At 36.9% G+C, this 25,115-nt stretch carries 20 protein-coding genes; 3 read left to right on the plus strand and 17 right to left on the minus strand.

What is annotated here, in order from left to right; all coding sequences use genetic code 11:
• Positions 1-6: 6 nt before the first annotated feature.
• The 4 genes from ACQKL0_RS02930 to ACQKL0_RS02945 form a co-directional block, all read right to left on the minus strand.
• On the minus strand, positions 7-1,908 hold the full coding sequence (locus tag ACQKL0_RS02930) for a TRAP transporter permease (RefSeq protein ID WP_427686132.1): 1,902 nt from the start codon (positions 1,906-1,908) through the stop codon (positions 7-9).
• A complete protein-coding gene (locus ACQKL0_RS02935) occupies positions 1,905-3,299 on the minus strand; it encodes an MmgE/PrpD family protein (protein ID WP_427686134.1) in 1,395 nt (464 codons plus the stop codon). Before ACQKL0_RS02935 ends, ACQKL0_RS02930 begins: the two co-directional genes overlap by 4 nt.
• 13 nt (positions 3,300-3,312) lie before the next feature.
• On the minus strand, positions 3,313-4,737 hold the full coding sequence (locus ACQKL0_RS02940) for an MmgE/PrpD family protein (protein ID WP_427686136.1): 1,425 nt from the start codon (positions 4,735-4,737) through the stop codon (positions 3,313-3,315).
• A gap of 240 nt (positions 4,738-4,977) precedes the next feature.
• Positions 4,978-6,903, minus strand: a complete 1,926-nt coding sequence (locus ACQKL0_RS02945) for a sigma 54-interacting transcriptional regulator (protein WP_427686138.1) — start codon at positions 6,901-6,903, stop codon at positions 4,978-4,980.
• A 611-nt stretch (positions 6,904-7,514) separates the two neighbouring features.
• Between ACQKL0_RS02945 and ACQKL0_RS02950 the strand changes: the two genes are divergently transcribed.
• Both ACQKL0_RS02950 and ACQKL0_RS02955 read left to right on the plus strand, forming a co-directional pair.
• Positions 7,515-7,664 (plus strand): hypothetical protein, encoded by a 150-nt coding sequence (locus tag ACQKL0_RS02950; protein WP_427686140.1) that lies wholly within the window; start codon positions 7,515-7,517, stop codon positions 7,662-7,664.
• A 1,230-nt stretch (positions 7,665-8,894) separates the two neighbouring features.
• The gene (locus tag ACQKL0_RS02955; protein ID WP_427686142.1) at positions 8,895-10,277 is read left to right on the plus strand and encodes a reverse transcriptase domain-containing protein; all 1,383 of its coding nucleotides are present in this window, start codon (positions 8,895-8,897) and stop codon (positions 10,275-10,277) included.
• A 632-nt stretch (positions 10,278-10,909) separates the two neighbouring features.
• On the opposite strand, the gene ACQKL0_RS02960 is transcribed toward ACQKL0_RS02955, so the two are convergent.
• Entirely contained in the window at positions 10,910-11,119 is a 210-nt protein-coding gene (locus tag ACQKL0_RS02960; RefSeq protein WP_427686144.1) for a hypothetical protein, read from the minus strand.
• A 205-nt stretch (positions 11,120-11,324) separates the two neighbouring features.
• Here ACQKL0_RS02960 and ACQKL0_RS02965 point away from each other — a divergent pair, with 205 nt between their 5' ends.
• On the plus strand, positions 11,325-11,489 hold the full coding sequence (locus ACQKL0_RS02965) for an anti-repressor SinI family protein (RefSeq protein ID WP_427686146.1): 165 nt from the start codon (positions 11,325-11,327) through the stop codon (positions 11,487-11,489).
• A gap of 545 nt (positions 11,490-12,034) precedes the next feature.
• On the opposite strand, the gene ACQKL0_RS02970 is transcribed toward ACQKL0_RS02965, so the two are convergent.
• The 12 genes from ACQKL0_RS02970 to ACQKL0_RS03025 all read right to left on the minus strand — a co-directional run bounded on the left by ACQKL0_RS02970 (position 12,035) and on the right by ACQKL0_RS03025 (position 25,070).
• Positions 12,035-12,787 carry an SDR family oxidoreductase gene (locus ACQKL0_RS02970; protein WP_427686148.1) on the minus strand — a complete coding sequence of 251 codons (753 nt, stop codon included), beginning with the start codon at positions 12,785-12,787 and terminating at the stop codon, positions 12,035-12,037.
• A gap of 55 nt (positions 12,788-12,842) precedes the next feature.
• Positions 12,843-14,135: an acetyl-CoA hydrolase/transferase family protein gene (locus ACQKL0_RS02975; protein WP_427686149.1), complete on the minus strand. Its 1,293-nt coding sequence runs from the start codon at positions 14,133-14,135 to the stop codon at positions 12,843-12,845.
• Positions 14,136-14,202: 67 nt separating this feature from the next.
• Entirely contained in the window at positions 14,203-15,396 is a 1,194-nt protein-coding gene (locus ACQKL0_RS02980; protein WP_427686151.1) for a thiolase family protein, read from the minus strand.
• A gap of 48 nt (positions 15,397-15,444) precedes the next feature.
• Positions 15,445-16,302, minus strand: coding sequence for a hydroxymethylglutaryl-CoA lyase (locus ACQKL0_RS02985; protein WP_427686153.1), 858 nt, complete (start codon positions 16,300-16,302; stop codon positions 15,445-15,447).
• A 15-nt stretch (positions 16,303-16,317) separates the two neighbouring features.
• Positions 16,318-17,493 carry an acyl-CoA dehydrogenase family protein gene (locus ACQKL0_RS02990; RefSeq protein WP_427686155.1) on the minus strand — a complete coding sequence of 392 codons (1,176 nt, stop codon included), beginning with the start codon at positions 17,491-17,493 and terminating at the stop codon, positions 16,318-16,320.
• A gap of 55 nt (positions 17,494-17,548) precedes the next feature.
• The gene (locus ACQKL0_RS02995) at positions 17,549-18,331 is read right to left on the minus strand and encodes an enoyl-CoA hydratase/isomerase family protein (protein ID WP_427686157.1); all 783 of its coding nucleotides are present in this window, start codon (positions 18,329-18,331) and stop codon (positions 17,549-17,551) included.
• 14 nt (positions 18,332-18,345) lie between these two features.
• Positions 18,346-19,128 (minus strand): enoyl-CoA hydratase/isomerase family protein, encoded by a 783-nt coding sequence (locus ACQKL0_RS03000; RefSeq protein WP_427686159.1) that lies wholly within the window; start codon positions 19,126-19,128, stop codon positions 18,346-18,348.
• Between the two features lie 55 nt (positions 19,129-19,183).
• The gene (locus tag ACQKL0_RS03005) at positions 19,184-20,383 is read right to left on the minus strand and encodes a CaiB/BaiF CoA transferase family protein (RefSeq protein ID WP_427686161.1); all 1,200 of its coding nucleotides are present in this window, start codon (positions 20,381-20,383) and stop codon (positions 19,184-19,186) included.
• 60 nt (positions 20,384-20,443) lie between these two features.
• Positions 20,444-21,475 (minus strand): alcohol dehydrogenase catalytic domain-containing protein, encoded by a 1,032-nt coding sequence (locus ACQKL0_RS03010; RefSeq protein WP_427686163.1) that lies wholly within the window; start codon positions 21,473-21,475, stop codon positions 20,444-20,446.
• Between the two features lie 24 nt (positions 21,476-21,499).
• On the minus strand, positions 21,500-23,122 hold the full coding sequence (locus tag ACQKL0_RS03015; RefSeq protein ID WP_427686165.1) for a class I adenylate-forming enzyme family protein: 1,623 nt from the start codon (positions 23,120-23,122) through the stop codon (positions 21,500-21,502).
• A 93-nt stretch (positions 23,123-23,215) separates the two neighbouring features.
• The gene (locus ACQKL0_RS03020; RefSeq protein WP_427686167.1) at positions 23,216-23,665 is read right to left on the minus strand and encodes a MaoC/PaaZ C-terminal domain-containing protein; all 450 of its coding nucleotides are present in this window, start codon (positions 23,663-23,665) and stop codon (positions 23,216-23,218) included.
• 64 nt (positions 23,666-23,729) lie between these two features.
• Positions 23,730-25,070 (minus strand): short-chain fatty acid transporter, encoded by a 1,341-nt coding sequence (locus ACQKL0_RS03025; RefSeq protein WP_427686169.1) that lies wholly within the window; start codon positions 25,068-25,070, stop codon positions 23,730-23,732.
• Positions 25,071-25,115 lie beyond the last annotated feature (45 nt).

The following is a 25,115-nucleotide window of genomic DNA, read 5'->3' on the forward strand; positions in this document are numbered from 1 at the left end:
GATTCTTTAAAAATATTCACTTTTAGAAATCGGAGTAATTTCTTTATCTTTTAGCCTACTCCAAGCTAACTGTTGAATAAACACCGATAGTAGTAGCACCAATCCAATTACATCTGTAGTAACGCCTGGTATAATCAGAAGAAGTCCACCCATCATTCCAACAATTCTCAACCATATTGGTACTTTTGTTATAACAAACCCCTCCATTGAAACTGATAATAACGAAACACCTAGTACGGCTGAAACAACTGCTAATACAGTATCCATAGCATTGTTTCCAATTAACAAGAGCTCAGGGGAAAATACGAACATAAATGGGATAATGAAGGCGACAATCCCTAGTCTAACTGCAATAAATCCTGTTTTCATGGCATTTCCACCAGATATACCAGCAGCAACAAAAGCAGCAAGTGCAACAGGAGGAGTGATTACTGCGCTAGAAGCAAAGAAGAAGATAAACATATGAGCCGCAAATAGATTTGCTCCTAATTCAGCAACCGCAGAACCAGCGATCACAACGACTAACAGGTAACCTGCTATAGGTGGTAAACCCATTCCTAATACAATGCATGCTAAAGCTACAAAGATCAGAGCCAATAATAGGGATTGCCCAGCAGCAGCAACAACAAGTATTGAAAACTTGACTCCGAGACCTGTTAACGATATACTTCCAACTATTATTCCTACACAGGCTAATGCACTAAAAATAGGGACGGATTGTCTAGCTGCACTTACAAAGCTTTCAACATAATCTTTAAAAGGCTTTCTAGTAGATTTTTTAATTAAACTTAATATGACAGTCGCAATAATTGTATAGAATGCAGAATATCCTGGTGAAAAGCCTGCGACTAATAAATAGACTAAAACCAGAATTGGAAGGAGTACATGACCTCCCTCTTTTATAACATTCCTAATTTTGGGCAATTCCTCTTTTGGTAAACCTACAAAACCATTCTTACGTGCTTTCAAATAAACAGATAAGTAGAGACATAGATAATAGAGTAAGGCGGGAATAATTGCACTTATAGCAATATCGATATAAGCCATTCCTAGCATTTCTGCCATTAAAAAGGCAGCAGACCCCATAATAGGTGGCATAAATTGTCCACCGGTTGAGGCTACAGCCTCAACTGCACCAGCATAATTAGCTGAAAAGCCAGTTTTTTTCATTAAAGGTATGGTCAGGGTTCCTGTCCCAGATACATTTGCTACTGGGCTCCCAGACATGGATCCAAATAAACTACTAGCGAGAATTGCGGTGATGGCAGGACCACCGGTCATCCTTCCTGTTATCGCAAGTGCAAGATCAATCATGTATTTACCTGCTCCAGTAATTTCCAAAACCGCACCAAAAAGAATAAAGATGAAAATGAATGTAACCATGGAACTTAATGCGCTCCCAAATATCCCATCCTGTCCTAAGAACATATATATGGAGGTCGTCTCTAGATTAAATCCGGAATGACCAAACATTCCTGGAAAATAAGGACCGAAGAAAACATAAACCAAAAACAAGATGGAAAGACCCGCAAGCAGTGCACTGGTCGTTCTCCTACAAAGTTCAATGACCACGATTGTTCCAATCAAACTTACAATAAAGTCCGTATTTGTAGTTGCACCACCGATTCGAAGGGCTATTTCATTTTCATTGAACATGACATATAGTAATGAAAAGGTACTAAAGAACAAGAAAATTGCATCCAGGATATAATGCCACTTTTTCGTTTTTTCTTTGGACTTTACAAGCGGAAAAGCACAAAATGTAATTACACATACCAAAAGCAAAGGAAATACCCTTTGTATCATCGGAGACATTTGTCCAAATCCTGCAGTATAAAACAAGAAAACTGATATGGTCAGGCTAGCAACCCACGATAGATAATACCGAATTTTCAGAATATTTTTCAAGTATTATTCTCCCCTCTATACAGGTTATAAAACGCTTCTAAATCGCTTAAATGTTCAAAATTCCAAATAGCTGCAATAATTTCCTCAATCCTTTTTTCTGGGATGAACTGAGTACTGTTATTTTTAAACTTTTTTTCTAATTCCTGATTACTTAGTGGGGTATGACTTTCCCCTATTGGGTCTACTACAAATTCAGTTATCCTTTCACCATTCTTTAGTGTAATCGTTAAATTGGAAGAACGATGTCTAGGATATATTTCTTCACACTTTTCATTAATACGAACTCGAACCTTTTTTAGAATCGATTGAACATCAGCTGCATTTACATCTTCTTTTTGAAATGTTCCGATTGTGACATCCTCATATACCAAGGCTAAAGAAACAGCACACGGAATACTCATTTGCGCATCCAACAACGTTTTCGTTTGATAATGACTATGTTTAGAAGCAACCTTATACGTACTCACTTCAATTTCAGAAATTTGGTTTAAATCTATCTTATGGCGTTTCTTGATAATTTTCACAGCATCAATAGGACCATGTAGGTGCCTGCAGCATGGATATGGCTTGAAATATATATTAAGGATTTCAGGTTCTGACCCAGTTTCTTGGAATAACCTCTCCATGTTGATTTGGTTATTAGCGAATGCCTTAAGAAATCCGTTTTTTCCTTCAAATACTTTATGCGGTCCTGTAATATTTCTTCGGGCTAACTCTACACATATAATGGCATCCCTTGCTGCCTTACCTGGGTGGAGTCTTTTAACATCTGCCCCTTCACCTAAAAATTCGAATAATCCTCCAGAAAAACTACCTGCTTGCCCTAAGGCATTTAATATTTCCGTTTTATTGCTTTTTAATAAAGTGCTTACAGAAGCGACAGCACCAAATATTCCAATGACAGGCGTATTATGAAATCCTCTCTGCCACACATGTGGATGAAGTGCAGCGGCTAAGCGTCCACCTATTTCATATCCAGTAATGACAGCCTTAATCATCTCTTTTGGACTAGATCCATATTGCTCCCCGACCGCTAAAACCGCTGGGAATACTACTCCGCCAAGATGAATCGAGCCTTGTGTATGACCATCATCAAAATCTAAACTGTGTGCACTTGTCCCATTTATAAAGGCTGCGCTTGGAGGAGATAGTTTACTCGAATGACCAATGACTGTGCAATCTCCACCCTTCTCAATACTCGATAGATAATTAAAAAGTTGCTGGGCTGCTGGTTCGCTCGAACCCGTAATAGCCGAACATATATAATCCATAAAAGCTCTCTTAAATTGTTGGGTGACATCAGGGCTATATTCCCTTTCCTGAGAGTTTAAAATAATGTCTGTTATTTTGTTAGTGATTTCCATTTCATCTGTAATATCTATATTATTCATTTACCTAACCACCTTAACATTTTAAGTATTTAGTAAATTCATTGATGTCGTTTATTTCATTAATTGACCAAACAGACTCTATGATTTTATCTTGATTTACCTTACTTAATATATTCTCTGTTAAACTCCTAAACTTACGTATTACTTCATCATCAGATAATGGAAATTCTGGATCTCCCCTTGAATCAGTTACTTCTACTTCAAATATTTCTTTTTTCGCATGAATGATAACTTTACAAGCATTATGTTGAGGAAACAGTTCTGTATATTTTTTATCTTCGAATGCTAAAACTTTATTAGCGATATTCAATATCTCTTTATCTTGAAGTCTATTACTCTCAAACATCTCAGGTAAGACATTTTTATGCTTGATAGCTAAACCCAAACAGTATGGTATGCTGAACTGGGCGTCAACCGTAGTTGACGGTCGATATTTTCTTTCCTTTGGTCTCATAGTTGCCTCTATGGCAGTCTTATGTGTAAATATTTCTATTTTTTCAATCTCATGAATTTCAATCTTGTGTTGGTCAATTAGAGAAAGCGTGGCATCAATCGGGGAATGAGTAAATCTACAAGAAGAATACGGCTTAAAACTAATTACATCGATTATAAAGTTCTTTATTTGTTTCTCTTTAAAAGGACTAGCATCAAACTCCTCGCAAAAAGCCTGCTGATAACCATACCTACCTTCAATAATATTATCCGGTCCAATAAAACCATTCGATGCTAATTTTGAAGCCATGATACCACTTTTTGCGGCCCATCCTGCATTTAATCGTTTCGTCCAGGCACCGTTTGACTTATAAGCCATTAGTCCAAAAGAGAAATTTCCTGATATTCCAAGAGCCATTTTAGTTTCACTTTCTGAAAGCGCATACAAAAATGAGGAAGTGGCAGCAGAACCATACACACCACATATGGAAGTAGGATGAAAGCCTCTATTGTATAACGTGCCCTTTGCAGCTATCCCCACCCTTGACATAATTTCATAGCCGATAATTATACTTTTTAGCAGATTATCTCCACTAGTATTCATCTCTTGCCCACAAGCTAAAGCAGTTGGTATAACCACCACACCAGGATGTACCGAACCTTCCCGATAAAAATCATCCAACTCAATGGAATGGGCAGCAGTTCCATTATACAAAGCTGCGTCTGATGACTCTAAATTTCCAAATCCAATACCATACCCGGATGATTGTTTGCTCTGTGTACCAACAAGCACCTTCGATAAGGGTTGCATGTTAGGGTAAGTAGATCCCTTTATGATTAAGGACAGAGTATCAAGTAGACACCTTTTTGCTGAATGAATGGTGTTATCGGAAAAGCTGAATTGATCGTTCGTTCTTACTTCCTCTATCCATTTCTCTAAAATGGAATCACCTTCTTTCTTAAATCTGTTTAAAACTATATATGCATGTTCTGTGCCAACACTCAAAGAATTCCCACAGTTATGATGGAAATTAAGCAAAAGTTCAGCATTAGTGGGATAAAAAAATAAATACAATTAACGTTTTTACTTTTAGTTTGAGAATTTCCCGAAAATTCATTTCCAAAAAGTGAACAATAGATGTTAAAAAAGTGAACAAAAAACATTCACTATTTAAACATTTAATATTTTTTCATTCTTATATTGCAAATCAAATTTTTTTAATGAACCGACAAACCATTTCACAAACTAATATTCTTTAACTTTTTTCCATAATGTTGTACGGCTTATTCCTAACATTTCTGCAACTAATGTACGGTTATTTCCATGCATTTGCATCAAATTTTTTATAATTTCACTCTCCATTTCTTTTAAGCTTCCTATAGGTACCACTATAGAACCCGAATCATATTCCGGACGTAGAATTACTTTTTCATCTCTTTCTGTTGAAACCATTGTGTTTTCGTATGAAATTTCTTCAATAAGTTCATTTAAAGTTAAATTAGGATTTAAATTTAAGGAAAGGCGTTCTACTACATTTTTAAGTTGCCTTATATTTCCAGGCCAGCTATAATTAAGGAAAAACTCTTTTAATCTTAACGGAAAATTATTCCATTTTAAATCCACTACTTTATTTTGCTGTAATAGATGATTTATTAACAATGGTAAATCGTCTTTTCTTTCACGTAGTGGCGGTAACTGTAACCTTAATACATTAAGTCGAAAGAACAAATCCTCTCTAAATAATCCATTCTGGACATTTTCCCACAGATTTTTATTAGTTGCAGCAACAACCCTCACGTCAATAGGGATTAACCGATCTCCACCGACACGCATTATTTCTTTTTCTTGTAGTACTCGAAGTAACATTGCTTGAATCTTCATGGAAATTTCCCCTATCTCATCAAGAAAGATAGTTCCACCATGTGCCAATTCAAAAAAACCAGGCTTCCCTCCTTTTTTTGCACCCGTAAATGCCCCATCAGAATACCCAAATAATTCACTTTCAAGGAGCGAATCAGTAATTGAGGCACAATTCACAGCCACAAACGCGTCATTACTCCGTGTACTGCCATCATGAATTCCCTGTGCAAATAATTCTTTACCCGTCCCACTCTCTCCGGTAATTAAAATTGTTGAATCAGTCTGTGAATATATTTTAGCCTTTAATATCAGTTTTTCTACTTTGGCGTTTTTGTACAAAATATCTTTAAACCCATGCTTAGTAACAAGACCTTTTTTATAGAGTTCCCCTCTAATATTATTTTCCAATTGTTGGATTTTGTTTATTTCTTTTAATGTATACACCTTTCCTATCACATTGTTATCACTTTCAATTTCTAACTTCTCAATCAAATACTTTCGTTCAAAAATCGAAACTATTCCCTTTGATTCTTCCTGTAAAACTTGATATAAAGGACTATTTATTGATAAATCCTTTACTAACATACCTATTACATTTATCGAGGGAGTTTTAAGTATGGTTTCAGCAGCAGAATTAAAATATGTAATCCTTGCTGAGTTATTTATTACGATAATGGCTTCCCATGATATATTTATAATCGAGTTTAGTTCCTTTGCTTTCTCCCTTGCTTCAGTTCGGTATTCTGCAATATCCTTCGCTAGAAAGATACTTCTTTGTAATGTCCTACGATTTGTAGTCACATGGAGCCCTTTCATTTTTTTCTTCTTAATAATTTCCATGGCTCCTATTCCCCCACCAACTAATACATCTATACCAAAAACAGAAGCTTTTTCAACCTGTCGCACTAATTCAGGCCAACTATTATATGGGTACAATTGAATTGGAACCCCCATTATTTCGCTTAACATAGATAAATTATATGGAAAACGCTTGTCTTGAAATCCTAAAAACCCTATATTACTTCCCATCTTTTTCGCATTCCATAAAGCTTCTAAAATATCAAAATCACTATTTTCACAATGAATTAGTGGGCGATTGATCTCTAATCTACTAATCTCCACAAATGTTCCTGCACGGCTAATGATGACTTCTATTGATGGATCTCCTTCAACAATCTGCTTTACCTTTAATGCGGCCTCTTTCATCGTTCCTTCAACAATAATAAGAGGAATTTCCAACTCTGCAGAAAGTTCTTTTATGACTTTAGTCATCTGAGAGTATGGTGATGTAATTAGAATTTTTGAGGACATGATACACCCCTTCTTAACATTCATATTTTTTAGCCCTATACTATTACAAAAAATACCAATTGTCAATTAGGTCTTCTGGGGCCTATTTTCTCAATTCGACTATGTCCATCAGTTCTTATTTTTTAGAGTGTAATATTTTTCTCTTCAATTCCATAGCCGTTTATATTGGTGACACAACCGGAGCATTTATATTGGTATCAGTAAAGCCCACGTACCGTAGCAAATCCAATTCCCCTTTTTCATGGCGCGAGTATTCATCCTATACCGTCAAACGTTTAACCGTTTTTCGATGTTTCTTTTTAAATGGAAACTCTTCCTTGACCAACTTTTCCATAGACTTTATTTGCTCAAGTGCTCAAATTTCCAGGCTACTGTCTGCCAAAAGAAATCGATTCCACCCCTTATCTCTGATTTCCATAGTACAACATTCTAAGAGTTTTATAATAAATAACCTATATGAGATTATCAACAACCTTAATAATCTTTACTTTTTATCTACTCTTATTTCTGCTTTCTACTTAAAATCAAACGAACACTGATTAACAAATAAATAAATTACTTAATCTACAAAACACACCAATTTAATTACGAATTAAAAAGATGATTTTCGCATGCAAATTGCATGCAAACTTCAACGTCTTAAGAGGGTAGGCTTTTTCAGGAAAGACATCGATTTGGAGAAAAATGATAAATTTGTACGGGATTATATCAATGAGCATTTTGTGGACCGGTTGAAAAAGGAGATGGAACTTAATCAGTAAGTACGAATCGCTCTCAATAAAGAGGAACTATTATAGTACTAAAAGTAACCCTAAATCTGACCATTTTCGGACGAATTTAGGGTTTTATTATTTTTGTATGTTCGAAATATAGTCAAAGAAAATGCCGTTATACGGCGTCTTTTACGAATCCTGCTCCAGGACTCATTGATATTAGGTGTCTTTTGAGGAGGACAGTAGCTTTTCACAAAATTAGTTTGTATAAATATGCCCCTTTATCTTTCGAATAACATTCGTGACGCGATTTTATTGCATAGACATATAGGGTTGAGACTAAGGGAAGGTTGCAATGTATTAGTGTAACATTTTGGAATCATAAAGTGATTCAAATATCGCATAATGCCCATTCCTGCTTACTTAACAGCGGAAATGGAACGATTAGTAAAGGAGAAATTCCCTTATGACTGTATTATTCTTGAACTAGACTCTGTAAGAAAATAGTAAATAGAGTTTGTAAAAAGGAGGGGAATTTAACAAGCAGGACGGGTAAAGCATGGCTTCAGGCATTTATATTGCAGGATTGCTTATCGCCGTTATTAGCAGCGGAACGTACTGAAGTGGATCGCAAAACAATGCTAGAAAGCATTATAACTAATCGTGACGCAGAACGCAAAGCGGATTATGGTGTATCGCTCATGATAAGGATATATTCTAATCCTAAAAAAGAATAGCTATCATTCAAGAAGAAAGTGGTCACTGCGAAAATCTTTGATATTTAGCAGAGCATAGCCCGTAAATCATCAATATGCTGTATATTTATAGGTTAACCGTAGGTATCTTGGTTTAAAGATAGTAATCATAAATTTTAACGTGGGTCTGAAGAGAAATATTCTATTGATAGAATATGAGTTAATACAACAAAGTTAGTAATTTTAATGGGATTATAATAGGAAAAATTGACTTAATGTGGTATAAATTATATAATCTAATAGTCTCGTAAAAATGGTTACGAGAGAGATAAGTTTCACGCTTGTCAAGCTTCTTAACGTTAAGAACCTTCCCAAGCAACCAAATGATTTCTAGATATTGTACAAAGAGTTGCAAATCTGGCAAGTCAGTCAAACTTATCACAGTTGTAATTACCTCCATAATGTAATTATAATTGAATGTTTTAAAGACTTTCGCTTATAACAAAGCGAAGTAAAGTGGTCAACGGGCAATTTATTCATTTTGAATAAATCCCAAAACATTATGCTAGGAGGTTGTACTGTTATGAAACAGTGTAAGGGGCCACAACAATTACATAGCCTCCCTAGCTCTTCTAAAGTTGATTGGTCAAAGTATAAACAAAAGAATTATCTACATTTTGATGAACGTATAAAAATAGAACATATGAAGTCTAAAATCCAAGATAGTACATGGGTTTCTTCATATGCTTTTTTGCCGTCTCTTCACTTTGAGATAGTTTTCAAAAAATATGTGACTATTACAGAAATAGACGGTCAAGGGAAGAAAAGCAAAGGGAAAAAGAAGAAAGATAAAGTCCGTGAAATTTTCTATGCAGCACATAAAGATAGCTATATTTATAAGTACTACGGAGATTTATTGAACGAAGCATATAATAAATATGCTGAGAATAATGGAATAGATGAAAATGGTATTGCATATCGAAATAATAAAAAAGGTAAAAATAGTATGGATTTCGCATTCGAAGTATTTGAACATTTAATGAAACAACAGAGTGCGGTTATCATTTCAATGGATTTTACAAGCTTCTTTGATAATATCTCACATAAAACATTGAAACAAAATATAAAACGCGTTCTAAATGTTGAGAGCTTATCAGATGATTGGCACAAGGTTTATAGAAACCTAACCAAATATACATATGTTAATAAATTTGATGTAGATGATTTTTTAAAAAGTAAATACGGAGTAAAAAAATTGAAAAAAATGCGATTACCTAAAATTATGGAGCCGCATGAATTTAGAGAGTTTAAAAAAGAACATTTACATGTGAATAAAAAACAATATGGAATACCACAGGGATCTGGAATGAGTGCAGTATGTTCGAATGTCCACCTTATAAACTTTGATAAAGAAATAGTGGAGTGGACAAAAAGCAAATATAAAAACGCTTTATATAGAAGATATTGTGACGATCTCATTTTAGTTATTCCAATATCAAATCAGGATACAGATAAATTCCATTCAATAAGAGATGAGTTATTAGATATAGTTAATAACTATAAAGAAGATGGGCTTAATATCCAAGATGAGAAAACAGAAATTCGTCTTTATAAAAATGGTGAGGTATTAAATGAGCAACTAGAACCTTCTACACTTGATTATTTAGGTTTTGTAACAAACGGAAAAATTACTAGGATTAGAGAAAAAAGCTTATTTAAATATTATTCTAGAGCATATAGAAAAGCAAAAACAAGTAAACGAATATCATTAGCTACGAACCTTCCAGGGCCTAAAAAGGAACTTTATAATTTATATACTCATTTAGGGCATCGCTACCAAGGTTACGGTAATTTCGTTTCTTATGCTTACAAAGCCCATAGAAAGATGAGTCAATTACCGAGCCATAGCTTAATTCGTAGTCAAGTTAAAAGGCATTGGTATAAGGTCCATAAAAGACTGAAGTAATAGATACTATTCTTTTTCAATAATTAATCTAAGCAGAAAACAAGCATTTCTTCCAAAATATTAAAAAAACTAAAAGTAATGAAAATATGATCGTAACTTTTTGTATTGCTTTCTAGTTTGATATACATATATTTCAATAGTTATAAGTACACTATTTAAAGATTCATATTAATAGGAGATAAAGACAAGTATTATTTCACAGGATTCTTTAACCTTAGTAAAATCAACATCCCAGCGAATACTAAAACTCCTAGAACGTCACATTGAGAATAGGGTTGATATATTAAGTCCTCTGGTTAGAAATAATCAAGAGTGTCCGAAGTATATCAACCTTTTTGTGCGTATTTATAATCTAGTAATGAGAAACTGGCTATTAAATTTATAGATTTGATAAGTGATTTTAAATATATATCAAGTAGACCAAGAACAACTTAAGCTATCGATTGATAATGTGAGCAGAACAGAAAACATAAGTTCCAGTAATTGCAGCACGTCGGTTAGTTGAGTCTTCATCTTTTTTATGTACTTTAATTTTGCTGAAAACATTACGATAGAAGTATCATTCACCCGTTTCTTCATCTTCAGATTCCGTAGTAATGTAGTTGAAGAGAGACTTAATCGCATTAATATTCCTAGCCACGGCATTCTAAAGAACGTTTTTTCTTCACGGCATTTTCCACACTGATAATTTCTTCCTCTAAATATTCCTTGTAAAATTCAGCATTTTTTTTGGTTAAATGTTCTAAAACGGTTAGAGGGGTATTCTTAATGTGATCGACACCTGATATACCCTTTTCAAGTAATAATTCCAAATTAGATCTCGATACATCAGGTTTTTTCATTACTTATCTAATCATTTTCCATTAATCCTGGCTGACTTGCAGAATGTTATTGTTTGAAATAATCAAAAAAAACATTAGGACTTTATTCCTAATAAAATTAATGATATCCTTCCAAAGGAAATTATTGTATTTTTCTTGTTAGCAGATTAATGAAAATTATTCTATAACCAGGGATCAAGAATTACATATGGGGGGATATAGATAGGTGATAGGAAAAAACCTTGATGTAGAATGGATCGAACTAATAGTGGAAGTTAAATCATTGGGCATACAAATATGGGAAGTACAAGAGTTTTTGAGAGCAACAGTAAAAGATTTTAATAGTGTGGATAAAGATCATGAAGAGGATTCTCTGAATGAAGCTGACTGAAGCGTAAATCATCAACCAACCATCACTCTCTTAATTCGGTATTTAGATAGAGACGTAGCGATGTGGAATAACATGGATCCTGGACATGCAATTCCTGAATTTTTTCAAAAAACCAAGCAACTTTTCTGGTTTTTATTTTCCTGTTCTTCTGATGTCACCTCTACCTTATCTTCCGTTGCTCGACCTAAAAAGGGGCCGTTGATATGCTTGATATCCGGAATAACTACGCTTACCGTTACAACAGCTCTGAAGAAAAGGTGGGGCCTCACCCGTGATCAATGAATGTTTTCATCGTGATAAAGCAAAATGCTCCAAATCATGGCAACTTTATCATTCAATCGTGAAAAATAAAAAAACAAAAACGATAGAACTTCTAAATTCCTACCGTTTTCGTTTTATATAGAGAGTCGATACCCTTTCACAGTGATGTAGAGTCAGCTGGTTGAAAGTCCAATTCTGGTAGTCATTCTAAACCCATACGGTTCAATCATCGCATGACTCTGTTCATATAATCTGCGGTGTGTAAATTGACCTTCTTATTGTGATTATGTATTTCTCGCCCCCAAGCTCTTACCACCATCAACATGCAGCACTTGTCCAGTAATATACCGAGCTTCTTCGGATGCAAAAAACAACACTGTATTTCCGATGTCATATGGCTGACCAATAATTGGAGTAGGTTGAGCTTTAATTAGTCTTTCTTGGACGTCTGAACGAAGGTTTCGAATGAGTGGGGTATCAATTAATCCAGGGGCTATGCAGTTTACTGTTACATTAAACTTGGCAAACTCTATGGCTAAAGCTCTTGTTAAACTGACCAATCCCCCCTTGGATGCCGAATAATTCGATTGACCAGCCTGCCCTAACCATGCCCGGGAAGAAATATTTACAACCCTACCATATTCCTGTTCTTTCATGTGTCCTAGTACGGCCTTTGAGCAAATCCATGCTCCTTTCAGGTTCACATTCAAGACAAAATCAAAATCTTCTTCCGGCATTTTTAAAATCAGGTTATCCCGTACAACTCCTGTGTTATTCACCAAACCATCAATTCTGCCAAATTGCTTGATTATTGTGCTTACCATCTCATTTACTTGTTCAGTATCGGTGATATCCGCTTGCAAACCTGTAGCATCATACCCCTTTTCATTTAATTCATTTGCCACCTTTTCTGCTTTAGCTAGGTCAATATCATTGATAATCACTTTTGCTCCTTTTTCCGCAAGCTTAGACGCAATGCCTTCCCCAATTCCACCCCCAGAACCCGTTACTAATACAACACGATTTTTAACATTCATTAAAATACCCCCTCTTTTTCTTAACCAAAATTGAAACCATTATCAATCAACCTCTTTATACACCGACCGATTTATTTTCAAATTCAAACAAAAGATCATCACGAAATTTAGGGTGTGCTATAGCTATCAATTCCTTTGCACGCTCTCTAAGCGATTTACCAAACAATGAAGCAACTCCATATTCGGTTACGACATAATCAACCTCTGACTTTAAAGATGTTACGTAGGGCACAAAACTTTTAATGCGAGAACATGTTCCCTGTTTTGCTGTTGAGGGAAGAGCGATGATGGCCTTTCCTTCATTAGAAAGACGTGAACCTTTCATAAAATCCATTTGTCCGCCAACGCCTGCTACAGGATATCTCCCAACTTGTTCAGCATTAATCTGGCCAAATATATCGACTTCTAATGCCGAGTTAATAGAATGGAACTTATTTAGGTTTGAGAGGACCGATCCGTTATGGGTATATTCTACAGGGTATAATTCTATGGATGGGTTTTGATGCACATAATGATATAGTTTTTCCGTACCGATTATCGCTGTACAAACTGTTTTACCTCTGTTGATTTCTTTTGCTTCATTTGTAATTACACCTAGTTCCATCAATTCCATAATTGGGTCGGTTATTGAACCTGAATGAACACCCAATCCCTTTTTCATACGAAGTGACTGAATTATAGAATCGGAAAGACTACCAATACCGACCTGAATGGTAGCATAATCCGGTATAAGCTCAGCTACATATTCTCCAATTCTCTCATCGACTTCCGTTGATTTCACCCGTGGGACTGTAAGTAATGAGTGTGAGGATGGAACAAAGCAATCAATGTCTGACACATGCACTAGTGTTTCTCCATTTGTCAAGGGAATATCGCTATTTACTTCTGCTATTACATATTTCGAATTTTGAATAAGTGCTGGAACAACATCTACCGACAATCCAAGGTTGCAATAGCCCTTTTCATTAGGCGGAGATAGTTGTATAAGAGCAACATCCATTTTCCCCTCTTTTATCCAACGTGGAATTTCGGAAAGATTTACAGGTATATAGTCACAAGCATCATGAGAATATGAGTTTTTTAGTAACGGAGAAGCTAAGAATGTACGAATCTTAAAATGTGAAGTTAAACTAGAATCCGCATAAAGGCATGGACTGCCAACCACGATATTATATAAAAAAACATCTTGTAAACGTTCCTTTTGTCGAACCAATTCCTCCACAAGAGTTTGTGGCTCATTACAAAAAGGGGCAAGAAATACTTTATGGAATGACTGTATAGCTAAGATTGCTTGATTGGCTCTTCTTTGCCGGCTATGATAGATATCTTCCCAGTTTTCATTGAACATCCTTACGCCTCCCTTGCTTAGGGCTCTTTTTTATTGAGCGGTAATACACCGCTCTATTATTCATTTTTTATACCTGCATATTTTCCACAATTGTTGCAATCCCTTGACCACCACCAATACAAAAAGTAACCAGACCATACTTTTCGCCGCGTCTTTCCATTTCATGCAGCAATTTTGTCATTAAAACGCCTCCTGTTCCCCCGATTGGATGACCTAGCGCAATCGCTCCACCATTAACATTCACCCTATCAAGATTGAGATCCAAATCTTTAATGACCGCAAGAGCTTGGGCCGCAAATGCTTCATTTAATTCAATAAGTCCTATATCATCCAATGATAAGCCAGCTAATTGTAATGCCTTGCGGGTGGCTGGTGCTGGTCCAATTCCCATAATTTCAGGAGATACCCCAGCAACTGCTTGGGCAATAACTTTAGCTTTTGGTTTTTTTTCATATTTCTGAGCTGCTTCTTCCGACATCATCAATACAGATCCTGCCCCGTCGTTCCGTCCACTGGCATTCCCAGCCGTAACCGAACCGTTTTCTTTAAATACAGGCTTCAAATCTCTAAGTTTATCCATGTTTGTAACACGAGGGTGTTCATCAACTTTAAACACAACAGCCTCTTTTTTGTGCTGTACTCGATAGGGGACAATCTGTTTCTCAAAATGTCCTTCCTTGATGGCTATATGAGCCAACTCCTGACTCCGTAAAGCAAATTCATCCTGTTCCTGTCTTGAAATTTGATACTTTACTGCTAGGTTTTCTGCAGTATGTCCCATTGTTAAATTCCCATATGTTTCAATAGGCTGGGCACGAGGCTGGCTTTCTGTGTTCGAATCAAGAATTTCAGCATTCCCTACACCAAATCCATATCGCCCATTACGAATATAGTAAGGAGCCGTACTCATGCTTTCTGCACCACCTGCTATTATGATATCCGATAATCCACACATAATCTGTTGGGCTCCATTATTAATGGCTTGAAGCCCAGAGCCGCATTGGCGATGTACCGTATAACCAGGAACTTCGATTGGTAGACCTGCTCGTAAGAGGGCCAATCGGGCTAAATTAGGTGCATCTGCACTTTGCTTAGCCTGGCCTATGATGACTTCATTAATATCATTCTTATCTATTCCCGTTCGCAACAAGATTCCATCAATCACTCTCGCTGCTAAAAAATCTACGGGTATATCTTTTAGACTTCCTCCCATTCTCCCAACTGCGGTTCGAACAGAATCTATAATGACAGCGTTTCTCATTTTGGTAGTCACACCTTTCTATAAAAATTGAAGCACCCTATGAATCTATTACTTACTGGAAAGACTTTTAGCAAAACGACTTACTTTTTCAATCTCTTCATATTTTATACCTGTTTCGGAACCCATCCTTGAAAGCATGTCTACCAATTCTTCAGTTGCAACATTCCCTGTCGCTCCCGGTGAATATGGACAACCGCCAAGCCCTCCAACAGAACTATCGAATTTAGTAATCCCTGCCTGTATCGCCGCGAATGAATTGACTAATGCCATTTTTCTTGTATCATGAAAATGGCCAACAAAGGATGTATCAGGATATAAATCCCTCAGCCTTGAAAAACGTTCATAGACGATTTTGGGATTAGCCTGACCATTCGTATCTCCAATATCAATTTCATCCGCTCCAAGCCTGATAAAACGATCGCTCACAGTTTTCACTTCCTCAAACGTAACCTCCCCTTGATAAGGACAAAAGAAAGCCATCGATATATAGGCACGAATAAAAATTCCTTCTTCTTTTGCTTTATTAAAAAGCTGCTCACATTCATCTAAGGATTCAACTGTTGTCTTATTAATATTCTTCTTATTAAAAGCTGAACTGGCACCGATAAAAACGGCAATTTGTGGTACTTTCGCTTCAATCGCTCTTTCTAAAGCTTTAAGGTTAGGTGTCAGAGCAATATATGTTAAACCAAGTTCATTACAGAAACGGGCAATTTCATCGGAGTCAGACATCTGTGGCACCCATTTTGGGTGAACAAAAGCCGTTGTTTCCATACGGGAGAACCCCAATTTGGCAAGCCTGACGATTAACTCTTTCTTTTTTTCTGTAGGAATCGCTACCGGTTCATTCTGCAACCCATCTCGCGGTCCTACTTCAATTATTTCAATCTTTTTTGGAATAAACACCAGTTCATCCTCCTATTAATAAGATCTTGGCAACCCAAGGACATGTTCAGCTACATAGGAAAGGATCATATTAGTAGAAATAGGAGCTACCTGATACAATCTAGTTTCCTTGAATTTTCGCTCCACGTCATATTCTTCGGCAAAACCGAACCCTCCATATGTTTGTAACGTTGTATTCGCCGCTTCCCAGGAAGCATCAGCCGCAAGAAGCTTCGACATGTTCGCCTGCGCCCCACAACTTTGTCCAGAATCAAATAACTCCGCTGCTTGATAACGCATAAGATTGGCCGCTTCTATTTGAATATGTGCTTTAGCTATTGGAAACTGAATGCCCTGATTTTGGCCAATTGCCCGATTAAAAACCACTCGATCTTTTGCATAATTTGTTGCACGCTCAATAAACCACCGACCATCCCCGATACACTCTGCTGCAATGAGAATCCGTTCTGCATTCATACCATCCAGTATATATTTAAATCCCTTTCCTTCTTCACCAATTAAATTTTCCACCGGAACTTCTAAGTCATCAATAAAAAGTTCTGTCGTGGCATGATTCATCATCGTTCGAATCGGACGAATGGTTAACCCATTTCCAACAGCTTCACGAAGATCCACTAATAAAACAGATATTCCTTCTGTACGTTTTTTCACTTGATCTAATGGAGTGGTACGGACTAAAAGAAGCATTAAATCAGAGTGTTCTGTACGAGAAATAAACACCTTTTGTCCATTCACCACATACTTGTCTCCCTTTCGGACAGCTACAGTTTTCAATTTAGTTGTATCAGATCCAGTATTCGGCTCAGTCACCCCGAAAGCTTGTAGCCGAAGCGAACCATCTGCTATTTTTGGTAAATATTTTTTCTTTTGTTCAGTTGATCCATGGCGAAGTAATGTACCCATTGTATACATTTGTGCATGACAGGCACCGGAGTTTCCTCCAGAACGATTGATCTCTTCTAAAATAATGGAAGCCTCCGTGATTCCTAATCCTGACCCGCCAAATTCCTCTGGAATGAGAGCTGCTAGGAATCCATTTTTTGTGATTTCCTCCACGAATTCTTCAGGATAGGCTTGTTTAGTATCCAGCTCTCTCCAATATTCATCTGGAAACTTACGGCAGACTGCACGAACACTTTGTCTTAACTCTTCATGAAATGTATTTTGTTCCTCCATAATCACATGACTCATCTCGTTTTCCTCCTAAATTCAGAATACTTTTTCTAAAAAAGATCGGCTAAAATTTCTAAACAGATTGATTAAATTGAGGTGTTCGCTTTTCAAAAAAGGCATTAACACCTTCCTGAAAGTGTTTCGATTCAAAACATAATCCCTGTACAAAACCTTCCAATTCAAAGGTTTCACCAATATCTGCATGTACACTTTGATTAATTAATCTTTTTGTAAAACCTATTGCTATATCAGGTCCTTCTGCAAGCTTTTCTGCTATGGAATATGCTTCATCTAGCAATGAATTATCTTCAACAAGTCGGTTAATGAATCCTAAATCATATGCTTGTTCCGCCGTTACTTTTTCACCCAAAAGCATTAATTCAAAAGCCCTTTGACGCCCTATTAATCTTGGTAAAAAATGAATGGATCCTAAATCTGGGATTAATCCGACTTTTAGAAAGCTTTGAACAAAGAATGATGAACGAGTTGCAACAATCATATCGCTTGCTAAAGCCAGGCTCATACCTGCCCCTGCAGCTGCACCATTTATCGCGGAAATCACTGGCTTTTCTAATTGCATAATAGATTCGATCATTTCATGTCCCATTTGCAATCTCTTTCTGCCCTGGATAGCATCCATTCCCTTTAATGATTTTAAATCTCCTCCAGCAGAAAAGACCTTTCCTCCACCCGTTAAAATTACAACTTTAACCGAATCATCATGCCGTAAGGTTTTAAACAGGTATATTAACTCATGACGCATTTCGTTGGTGAGGGCGTTTCTATTCTCTGGCCGATTTAACTTCACGAGACATATCCTGTTTTCAATGATTGTTTCAATATGGCGGAATACCATCAACCAATCCCCCTCTATTTTCCAGTGAATTGAGGAGTCCGTTTTTCCACAAAGGCTCGAACTCCTTCTAATCTGTCTTCTGTATCGACACAGCGATTGTAATAGACGATTTCTCTTTTTCTCGCTTCTTGATCTGGCATCCCAAATAACTCATCTACAGATGCTTTACAGCTTTGAACAGATAAAGGAGCATTACGAGCAATAGTTTCTGCAAACTCTAGGGCTTGAGTACGTAGATCAGTGGATTCTGTTAATCGATTTATTAACCCTGCCCGGTCCGCCTCTTCTCCGGAAACAAATCTACCTGTACAAATCCAATCTTTGGCCCGGTGAACCCCAATCCGTTTCGCCAGCAACCTTGTACCACCGCCTCCTGGCATAATTCCGCGGGTTACTTCTGGCAAACCAAACGTAGCTGTCTTCGCAGCGACAATCATGTCGCAATTCAAGACCATTTCAAACCCACCTGCCAATGCATAACCATCAATTACAGCGATTACTGGTTGCTTCATTTGTGCTATTGAATTAAACATTTCCTCAAATAACTCATGTTGTTTTCTCCATTCAGTTTCCGTCATGTTATTTCGTTCTTTTAAATCAGCACCGGAACAAAAGGATTTCTGATTGGAAGAGGTAAGTAACACGACACGAACATCACTTTTATCTATAGTTTGACAAATTTCTAAAATCTGTTGGGCCATTTGTGTAGTGAATGCATTCCTTGTTTCTGATCGATTTAAAATAATTTCCGCAATATTATTTTTCTCTCCAATTCTTTGCCAATAGACGAATGGCATGAATAATCGCTCCTTTTATTCATGAATTTTGTCACTTCTATATATGACCCAATCCTTATCCTTTGACCTCCGACATTTTCCCGATAACTCCTGTTTCTCTAAGCTTATCGATGGCTTCATGGGAATAGTTTAACTTTGAAAGAATCTCTTCTGTATGTTCTCCGAGTATCGGAGAATGAGAGTGTATTTTTCCAGGTGTTTGCGAGAATTTGATAGGGAATCCAAGCTGTTTAATGACACCTGCTAGAGGATGGTTCATTTCGGTAATCATTTCTCGTTCAAGAAGCTGCGGATCGGAAAATACCTCATCCAGGTCGTACACTGGTCCCACACATGTATCCTCTTTTTGTAATAATACCAACCATTCCTTTTGATTTTTCCGTTTGAATAGTTCAGTCATTTCTGCTTTTAATTGAAATTGAACATCCTCCAATCCATCCTTAAGTGGAATCCATTCGGGCTTCCCTACCAATTCACAAAGTCTTTTCCAAAATTTTTCTTCCAAAGCACCTACCGAAAGATATTTGTTATCCTTTGTTTCGTATACACCATAACAAGCAAATTTTCCTGATAATCGAGTTTTTGCTCTTTCTGGAACATCCCCTGAAGCAAAGTACTCTGATGCCGAAGCATACAGCCATGAAACGGCTCCATCCATCATGGAAACATCAATGTATTGTCCTTTTCCGGTTCGTTCTTTATGAAAAAGTGCCATACAAATTCCGGATAAAGCCATTAATGCTCCTCCTCCGATATCAGCAATTTGGACTCCTGGTACAACTGGCTTTCCTTCTCTTTGTCCAATAAGACCCAATACGCCACTATAACCGATATAATTCATATCATGTCCAGGTAGATGACGATATGGCCCTGTCTGACCATAACCAGTTAAGGAACAATAGACAATCCCTTCATTGATGCTAGAAATATCATCATAGGAGATGCCTAAACGTTCCATGACACCTGGACGAAAGCTTTCTAGAACGACATCCGCTTTTTCGGCCATCTTTTTAAAAATTTCTCTGCCTTCTTCGGACTTTAGATTTAATTCAACACTTTTTTTATTTCTGTTAATGGTCAGGTGCCTAGCCCCAATCCCTTCAATATCAGGTTTCCCCCAACGTATATAGTCTCCAAAACCCGGTTCTTCAATCTTAATGACTTCGGCACCATAATCAGCCAACATTAATGAACAATAAGGGCCAGGCAACAACCTTGATAGATCCAATACTGTAATTCCACTAAGTGCCCCCATTACCTCTCCTCCTAATATTCGAAGATTGTTTCCAATTAAAAGTTTCCCTTGAAGGAATAATTAGTTATTTGGATGTAATACGACCCGTGCTGTCGTATCCCGTTTCGCCATACGTTCATGAATAACAGACGTTTGTTTCAAATGGTGGATTTCACTAATATTCACATTTAATTCTCCAGCTTTTACTAGACCTAAAATTTCTTGCATCTCTGATCTCGTAACCCCTTTTGTACCAAGCATTCTTAATTGTTTCAGAATCATAACTGCTGGTTTCAATTCTGTAGGTGTACCGGATACATTGCCGATAAGTACGATTCGGCTGTCCTTTTTCAAGCTCTTTAAGCTTTCTGGAATATAAGAACCACCAACAATTTCAAGAATACAATCTGCTCCTTTTCCATTAGTAAGTTTCTTAACTTCTTTTGAATAAGTGGCATCCGAATTAATAATGACTTCATCCGCCCCTGATTTTTTTAAATACTCTACTTTCGACTCTGAGCTTGTGATTGCAATGATTCGAGCGCCAATCCATTTCAATACATCGATTGCATGCGTTCCAATCCCTCCGCTTGAACCAGTAATGACAACATTTTCATCTGGCTGCACCTGTGCAATGGTCTTAATTGCATGGTAGGCTGTGCCCAGGCTGCAAGCTAATACAGCAGCGACATCGTCACTCACCTCATCAGGTACTTTTACCCAAGCTGTTTCGGGTAAAGATACTAGTTCCGCGTATCCACCATCAAGCTCTTCACCAACAAATAAGGCATTTTGACAAAGTGGCTCTCTTCCAGAAAGACAATATTCACACTCACCACATGTTGAGAATGGCAAACAAAGCACACGGTCTCCTTGTTTAATCTCTTGTACGCTGCTTCCTACCTCTAACACTTCCCCAGCCGCTTGGTGTCCCAAAATAACGGGTAATTTTGTTCTAGGAAATACACCCTTTCTTGTTAACGTGTCGTGATAACAAACTCCACAAGCTGCAGTTTTTACCAATACATCATTTTTACCTACCAGAGGTGCTGGAACTTCTCCATATTTAATTTTTTCTGGCCCACCAAATGATTCGATATAACATGCACGCATAATAATCCCTCCAATATTGATTTACTATATATTATTAATTTGTTGAATAACCATCGACTGAGCCATTTCCACTAAACGCTTTCTGATAATTTTTTCCCCATTTGGACCTTGCGTTTTCGGAAAATCATCGACGATAAAAAAGTGCTTCGGCCGTTTAAAATGTGCTAATCTCTGACAGTGGCTATGAATGTCTTCAATAGTAAGCGAGCTGGACCTTTCTAGTTTAATAAAGCTGACAATTGTCGTTTTTTGGTTATGTTCCAATCCCACTACCTGAGACAGTTCGATTCCATCAATTTCATTTAAAAAACCTTCTATTTCGGATGGGGAGACTAAAAATCCCGAAAGACGTAAAGCTTCGCGGAGACGACCGCGGTATTCAATCGTCCCGTCTTGATATTTGATTCCTATATCGCCAGTACGGAAATAATGATCCTCTAAAAAGGCTTCCTTATTTTTTTCAGGAGCGTTATAGTATCCGCTCATGACGTTTATTCCTGAAACTGCTATTTCACCAGTCTCTTTATCCGGGACTTCCATCAAGGTATTGGGATCGATAATTTTCACTTTACCGCTTACTGGCTTACCACCTGGTATTACTCTTGTACTTAATGGGTCTTCAGGTTTTTTCAGAAGAAGCATCGAACCGATTTCTGACATTCCATACGTATGGAGCATTCGGTAATTAATGTTTTGTTCCATTTGACTCATGATTCCCATACTGTCATGGATAAATATTCCGGTCGCTCCGATCCGTAAACTTGAAAGATCAACGGAAGCCTTATTTTTATATTGGATGATGATTGAGTGCATTTCATCAACAGCATTCAAAACTGTACATCGATGTTCTCTAATTAACTGACAAACACGCTCAACCTGAAATGTTTCGGGTGCAACAATTGTGGCTCCTCCTAGTAAAGAAACCCAAAGAGAATTCAAACCGAAAATCCCACAAAAAGGGAGGAGTTCCAAGGAAGTGTCTGCTTGATTGATTTTCATATGGTGAAAAATATTGGAGGAATGTCCTAATACCGTTTGGTGTGACAACATTGCACCATTAGGACGGGAAGTAGACCCTGAAGTATATAAGATATTTAAAATATCTGTCTTTTTTGACTGGAGGTTTAGCTCATCATGTATCTTGAACTGTTCAATGAAATCTTGCATGGGCCATGCGCCGTAGGGGGATGAATTGGACGTACAAACCGCCATTCTCAGCATAGGGAACTGACTGAACTTGGATACCTTTTCCGTTGTAAAAAGTTCTGGCATAATGTCTTTTAAGACTTCATCGTTGGTGTGCCCATTTGAATCCCGCGTAAAAAATAATATTTTACTATCAGATTGCTTAAGAATATAGGATAATTCATGTGAGCGATATCTAGTATTTAAGGCAACTAGGGTTGCACCAATCATCCCACACCCTATCTCTAAAGTTACCCAATCAATTGAGTTTGGAATCCACACGGCAACGTGGTCGCCACTTTTAATTCCTGCACCTTTTAAGGCATTTGCAACATTACTGGATTTATCCAATAATTCTTGGTAGGTAATTTCCAAACCAGCCTCAGTGATAAATGCCGATTTATTTTTTAAATGATTCACAGATAGTATTCTTTCAATCCACTCACTTACACTCTTAAACACATTACTACCTCCCAATTCCTATTAAAGCCATGCATATTCTTGGTTGTTAGGCAGATCTTATATGATACTTTAAAATAGAGTCATCTCTAGTATCTAATCTTTAATCCTTATTAAAACTGGCATTTCACCTTGTTGAACAATTTCATTTCGTTGATTAATTAATTCATAATATCTATTTAAAATACCTGTTTCTGGGTTTGATTTCGATAGTCTTTTTTCTGTAATTTTAAATCTTACATGGATGGTATCCCCGATAAATATTGGATTTACAAACTTCCAATTATTAATACCAAGCAATGCAACAGCTGATCCTTCAAAAATCCCTGAACGGCTCATTAACCCAGTAGCAATCGAAATCCCTAGCATCCCATGAGCAATTCTTTGGCCAAATTTCGTTCTTTTCCCAAATTCCTCATCTGTATGAAGAGCATTATAGTCACCCGATATCCCGGCAAACAGCATAATATCACTTTCCGTAATCGTTCTTCCTGGAGTTTCAAAAGTGGTGTCTACTTCAAAATCTTCGAAAAAAAGAGTTCCCATACAATCCCTCACCTTTGCTAAAAATTTACGTTAAGTGTTTCTCTATCAATATCTTTCAATAAAGTTAGCCAAGGTAACCCCAAATCAGTACTGCTGAAATATAAATCACTCCTACCCAAATCATAGATATAACGGCATAACCCATAATATCTTTTAATTTTAATCCTGATAACGCTAGTGCCGGTAAAAGCCAAAATGGCTGAATTAAATCGTTCCATGAGTTTCCTAGCATAACCGACATCGAAGTTTTACTTAGTGAAGCACTTAAATCGTTTGCAGCGTCAATCATGAAAGGTCCCTGAACGACCCAATGTCCACCTGCTGATGGCGCAAAGAAGTTAATAACAAAGGAACTAATTAAACCCCAAAAGGGTAGTGTTTCTGAGTCAGCGATGTTAATAAACACTGTCGAAATAGTTGTTACAAGTCCTGATGCTGCCATTATTGCCATAATCCCTGCATAAAAAGGATACTGTAAAATAATCCCAGATATAGTTTTAATCCCTTCTGTTAATTTAGCAATATATTTGGATGGGGAACCTAAAAGGATGATACCTAGGAAAAGAATGATAAAATTAATGATATTGATGTTTAGGAAACCACCATCCAAAAAGTAAGAAACGATGTAAATAATGCTCATTAATCCAATTGCCATAACAAGTAAACGGCTATTGTTCAATTTGTTTGCAATAGTATTTGTTTCTAAAACACTTTCTACTGTTGCAGCCGTTTGTGTTTTTACTTTTTCCAAGCTTGAATCAAACTCAATAATTTCATCTTTTTCCCGTGGATGTAACAAAGAGTTAATAAATGGTAACGTAATGATAGTCACGAGAGCCGTAATGATCATAGGAAGTGAAAAAATAGTATCTGATAATGGAATGATCCCCATTTGCCCTTCAAGAGGATGTTCTGGTGATGAAATGATCAAAGGAATACTAGATGAAATTCCAAAACCATACATTGTCAAACCGCTATATGCTGCTGCAATGATTAATGGATAATGGACCCCTTTTACCTGTGTGGCTAATTTTTTAGCAACAATGCCACCTATGACAAGACCAAATCCCCAGTTTAAATAACATCCGATACCTCCAACCAATGTGGCTACCATAATTGCCATTCGTGGTTTATGTACTTTACTTACAATTTTTGATAATATTCGATCAACAATAGGTGCGCTCGCTAAAACGTATCCCATTGCTAAAATAACTGCCATTTGTGTAGTAAACGCTAAAAGATCCCAGAAGCCATTTCCCCAAGCTTGAGTAATACTAATAAAGCTTTTGCCTTCCACTAAAATCGCCAGAATCAAGGTAAGTATAGTTAAACCAATTGCAAAAACAAATGGATCAGGTGTATATTTTTTCATCAAGATTGTAAAAAACGAGGTTATTTTGCTCAATACAAACATCCCCTTCGTCCCATAATAAAATCTTCCTTTTAGTTA

Source organism: Peribacillus sp. NPDC097264 (assembly GCF_050277925.1).
Taxonomy (GTDB): Bacteria; Bacillota; Bacilli; order Bacillales; family DSM-1321; genus Peribacillus.

Excerpts from the sequence above, each read along its gene's own strand:
- ACQKL0_RS02935 (WP_427686134.1), bottom strand. The coding sequence starts at position 3,299 with ATGAATAATATAGATATTACAGATGAAATGGAAATCACTAACAAAATA.
- ACQKL0_RS02945 (WP_427686138.1), bottom strand. The coding sequence starts at position 6,903 with ATGTCCTCAAAAATTCTAATTACATCACCATACTCTCAGATGACTAAA.
- ACQKL0_RS02950 (WP_427686140.1), top strand. The coding sequence starts at position 7,515 with ATGCAAATTGCATGCAAACTTCAACGTCTTAAGAGGGTAGGCTTTTTC.
- ACQKL0_RS02955 (WP_427686142.1), top strand. The coding sequence starts at position 8,895 with ATGAAACAGTGTAAGGGGCCACAACAATTACATAGCCTCCCTAGCTCT.
- ACQKL0_RS02960 (WP_427686144.1), bottom strand. The coding sequence starts at position 11,119 with ATGAAAAAACCTGATGTATCGAGATCTAATTTGGAATTATTACTTGAA.
- ACQKL0_RS02970 (WP_427686148.1), bottom strand. The coding sequence starts at position 12,787 with ATGAATGTTAAAAATCGTGTTGTATTAGTAACGGGTTCTGGGGGTGGA.
- ACQKL0_RS02975 (WP_427686149.1), bottom strand. The coding sequence starts at position 14,135 with ATGTTCAATGAAAACTGGGAAGATATCTATCATAGCCGGCAAAGAAGA.
- ACQKL0_RS02980 (WP_427686151.1), bottom strand. The coding sequence starts at position 15,396 with ATGAGAAACGCTGTCATTATAGATTCTGTTCGAACCGCAGTTGGGAGA.
- ACQKL0_RS02990 (WP_427686155.1), bottom strand. The coding sequence starts at position 17,493 with ATGAGTCATGTGATTATGGAGGAACAAAATACATTTCATGAAGAGTTA.
- ACQKL0_RS02995 (WP_427686157.1), bottom strand. The coding sequence starts at position 18,331 with ATGGTATTCCGCCATATTGAAACAATCATTGAAAACAGGATATGTCTC.
- ACQKL0_RS03000 (WP_427686159.1), bottom strand. The coding sequence starts at position 19,128 with ATGCCATTCGTCTATTGGCAAAGAATTGGAGAGAAAAATAATATTGCG.
- ACQKL0_RS03005 (WP_427686161.1), bottom strand. The coding sequence starts at position 20,383 with ATGGGGGCACTTAGTGGAATTACAGTATTGGATCTATCAAGGTTGTTG.
- ACQKL0_RS03010 (WP_427686163.1), bottom strand. The coding sequence starts at position 21,475 with ATGCGTGCATGTTATATCGAATCATTTGGTGGGCCAGAAAAAATTAAA.
- ACQKL0_RS03020 (WP_427686167.1), bottom strand. The coding sequence starts at position 23,665 with ATGGGAACTCTTTTTTTCGAAGATTTTGAAGTAGACACCACTTTTGAA.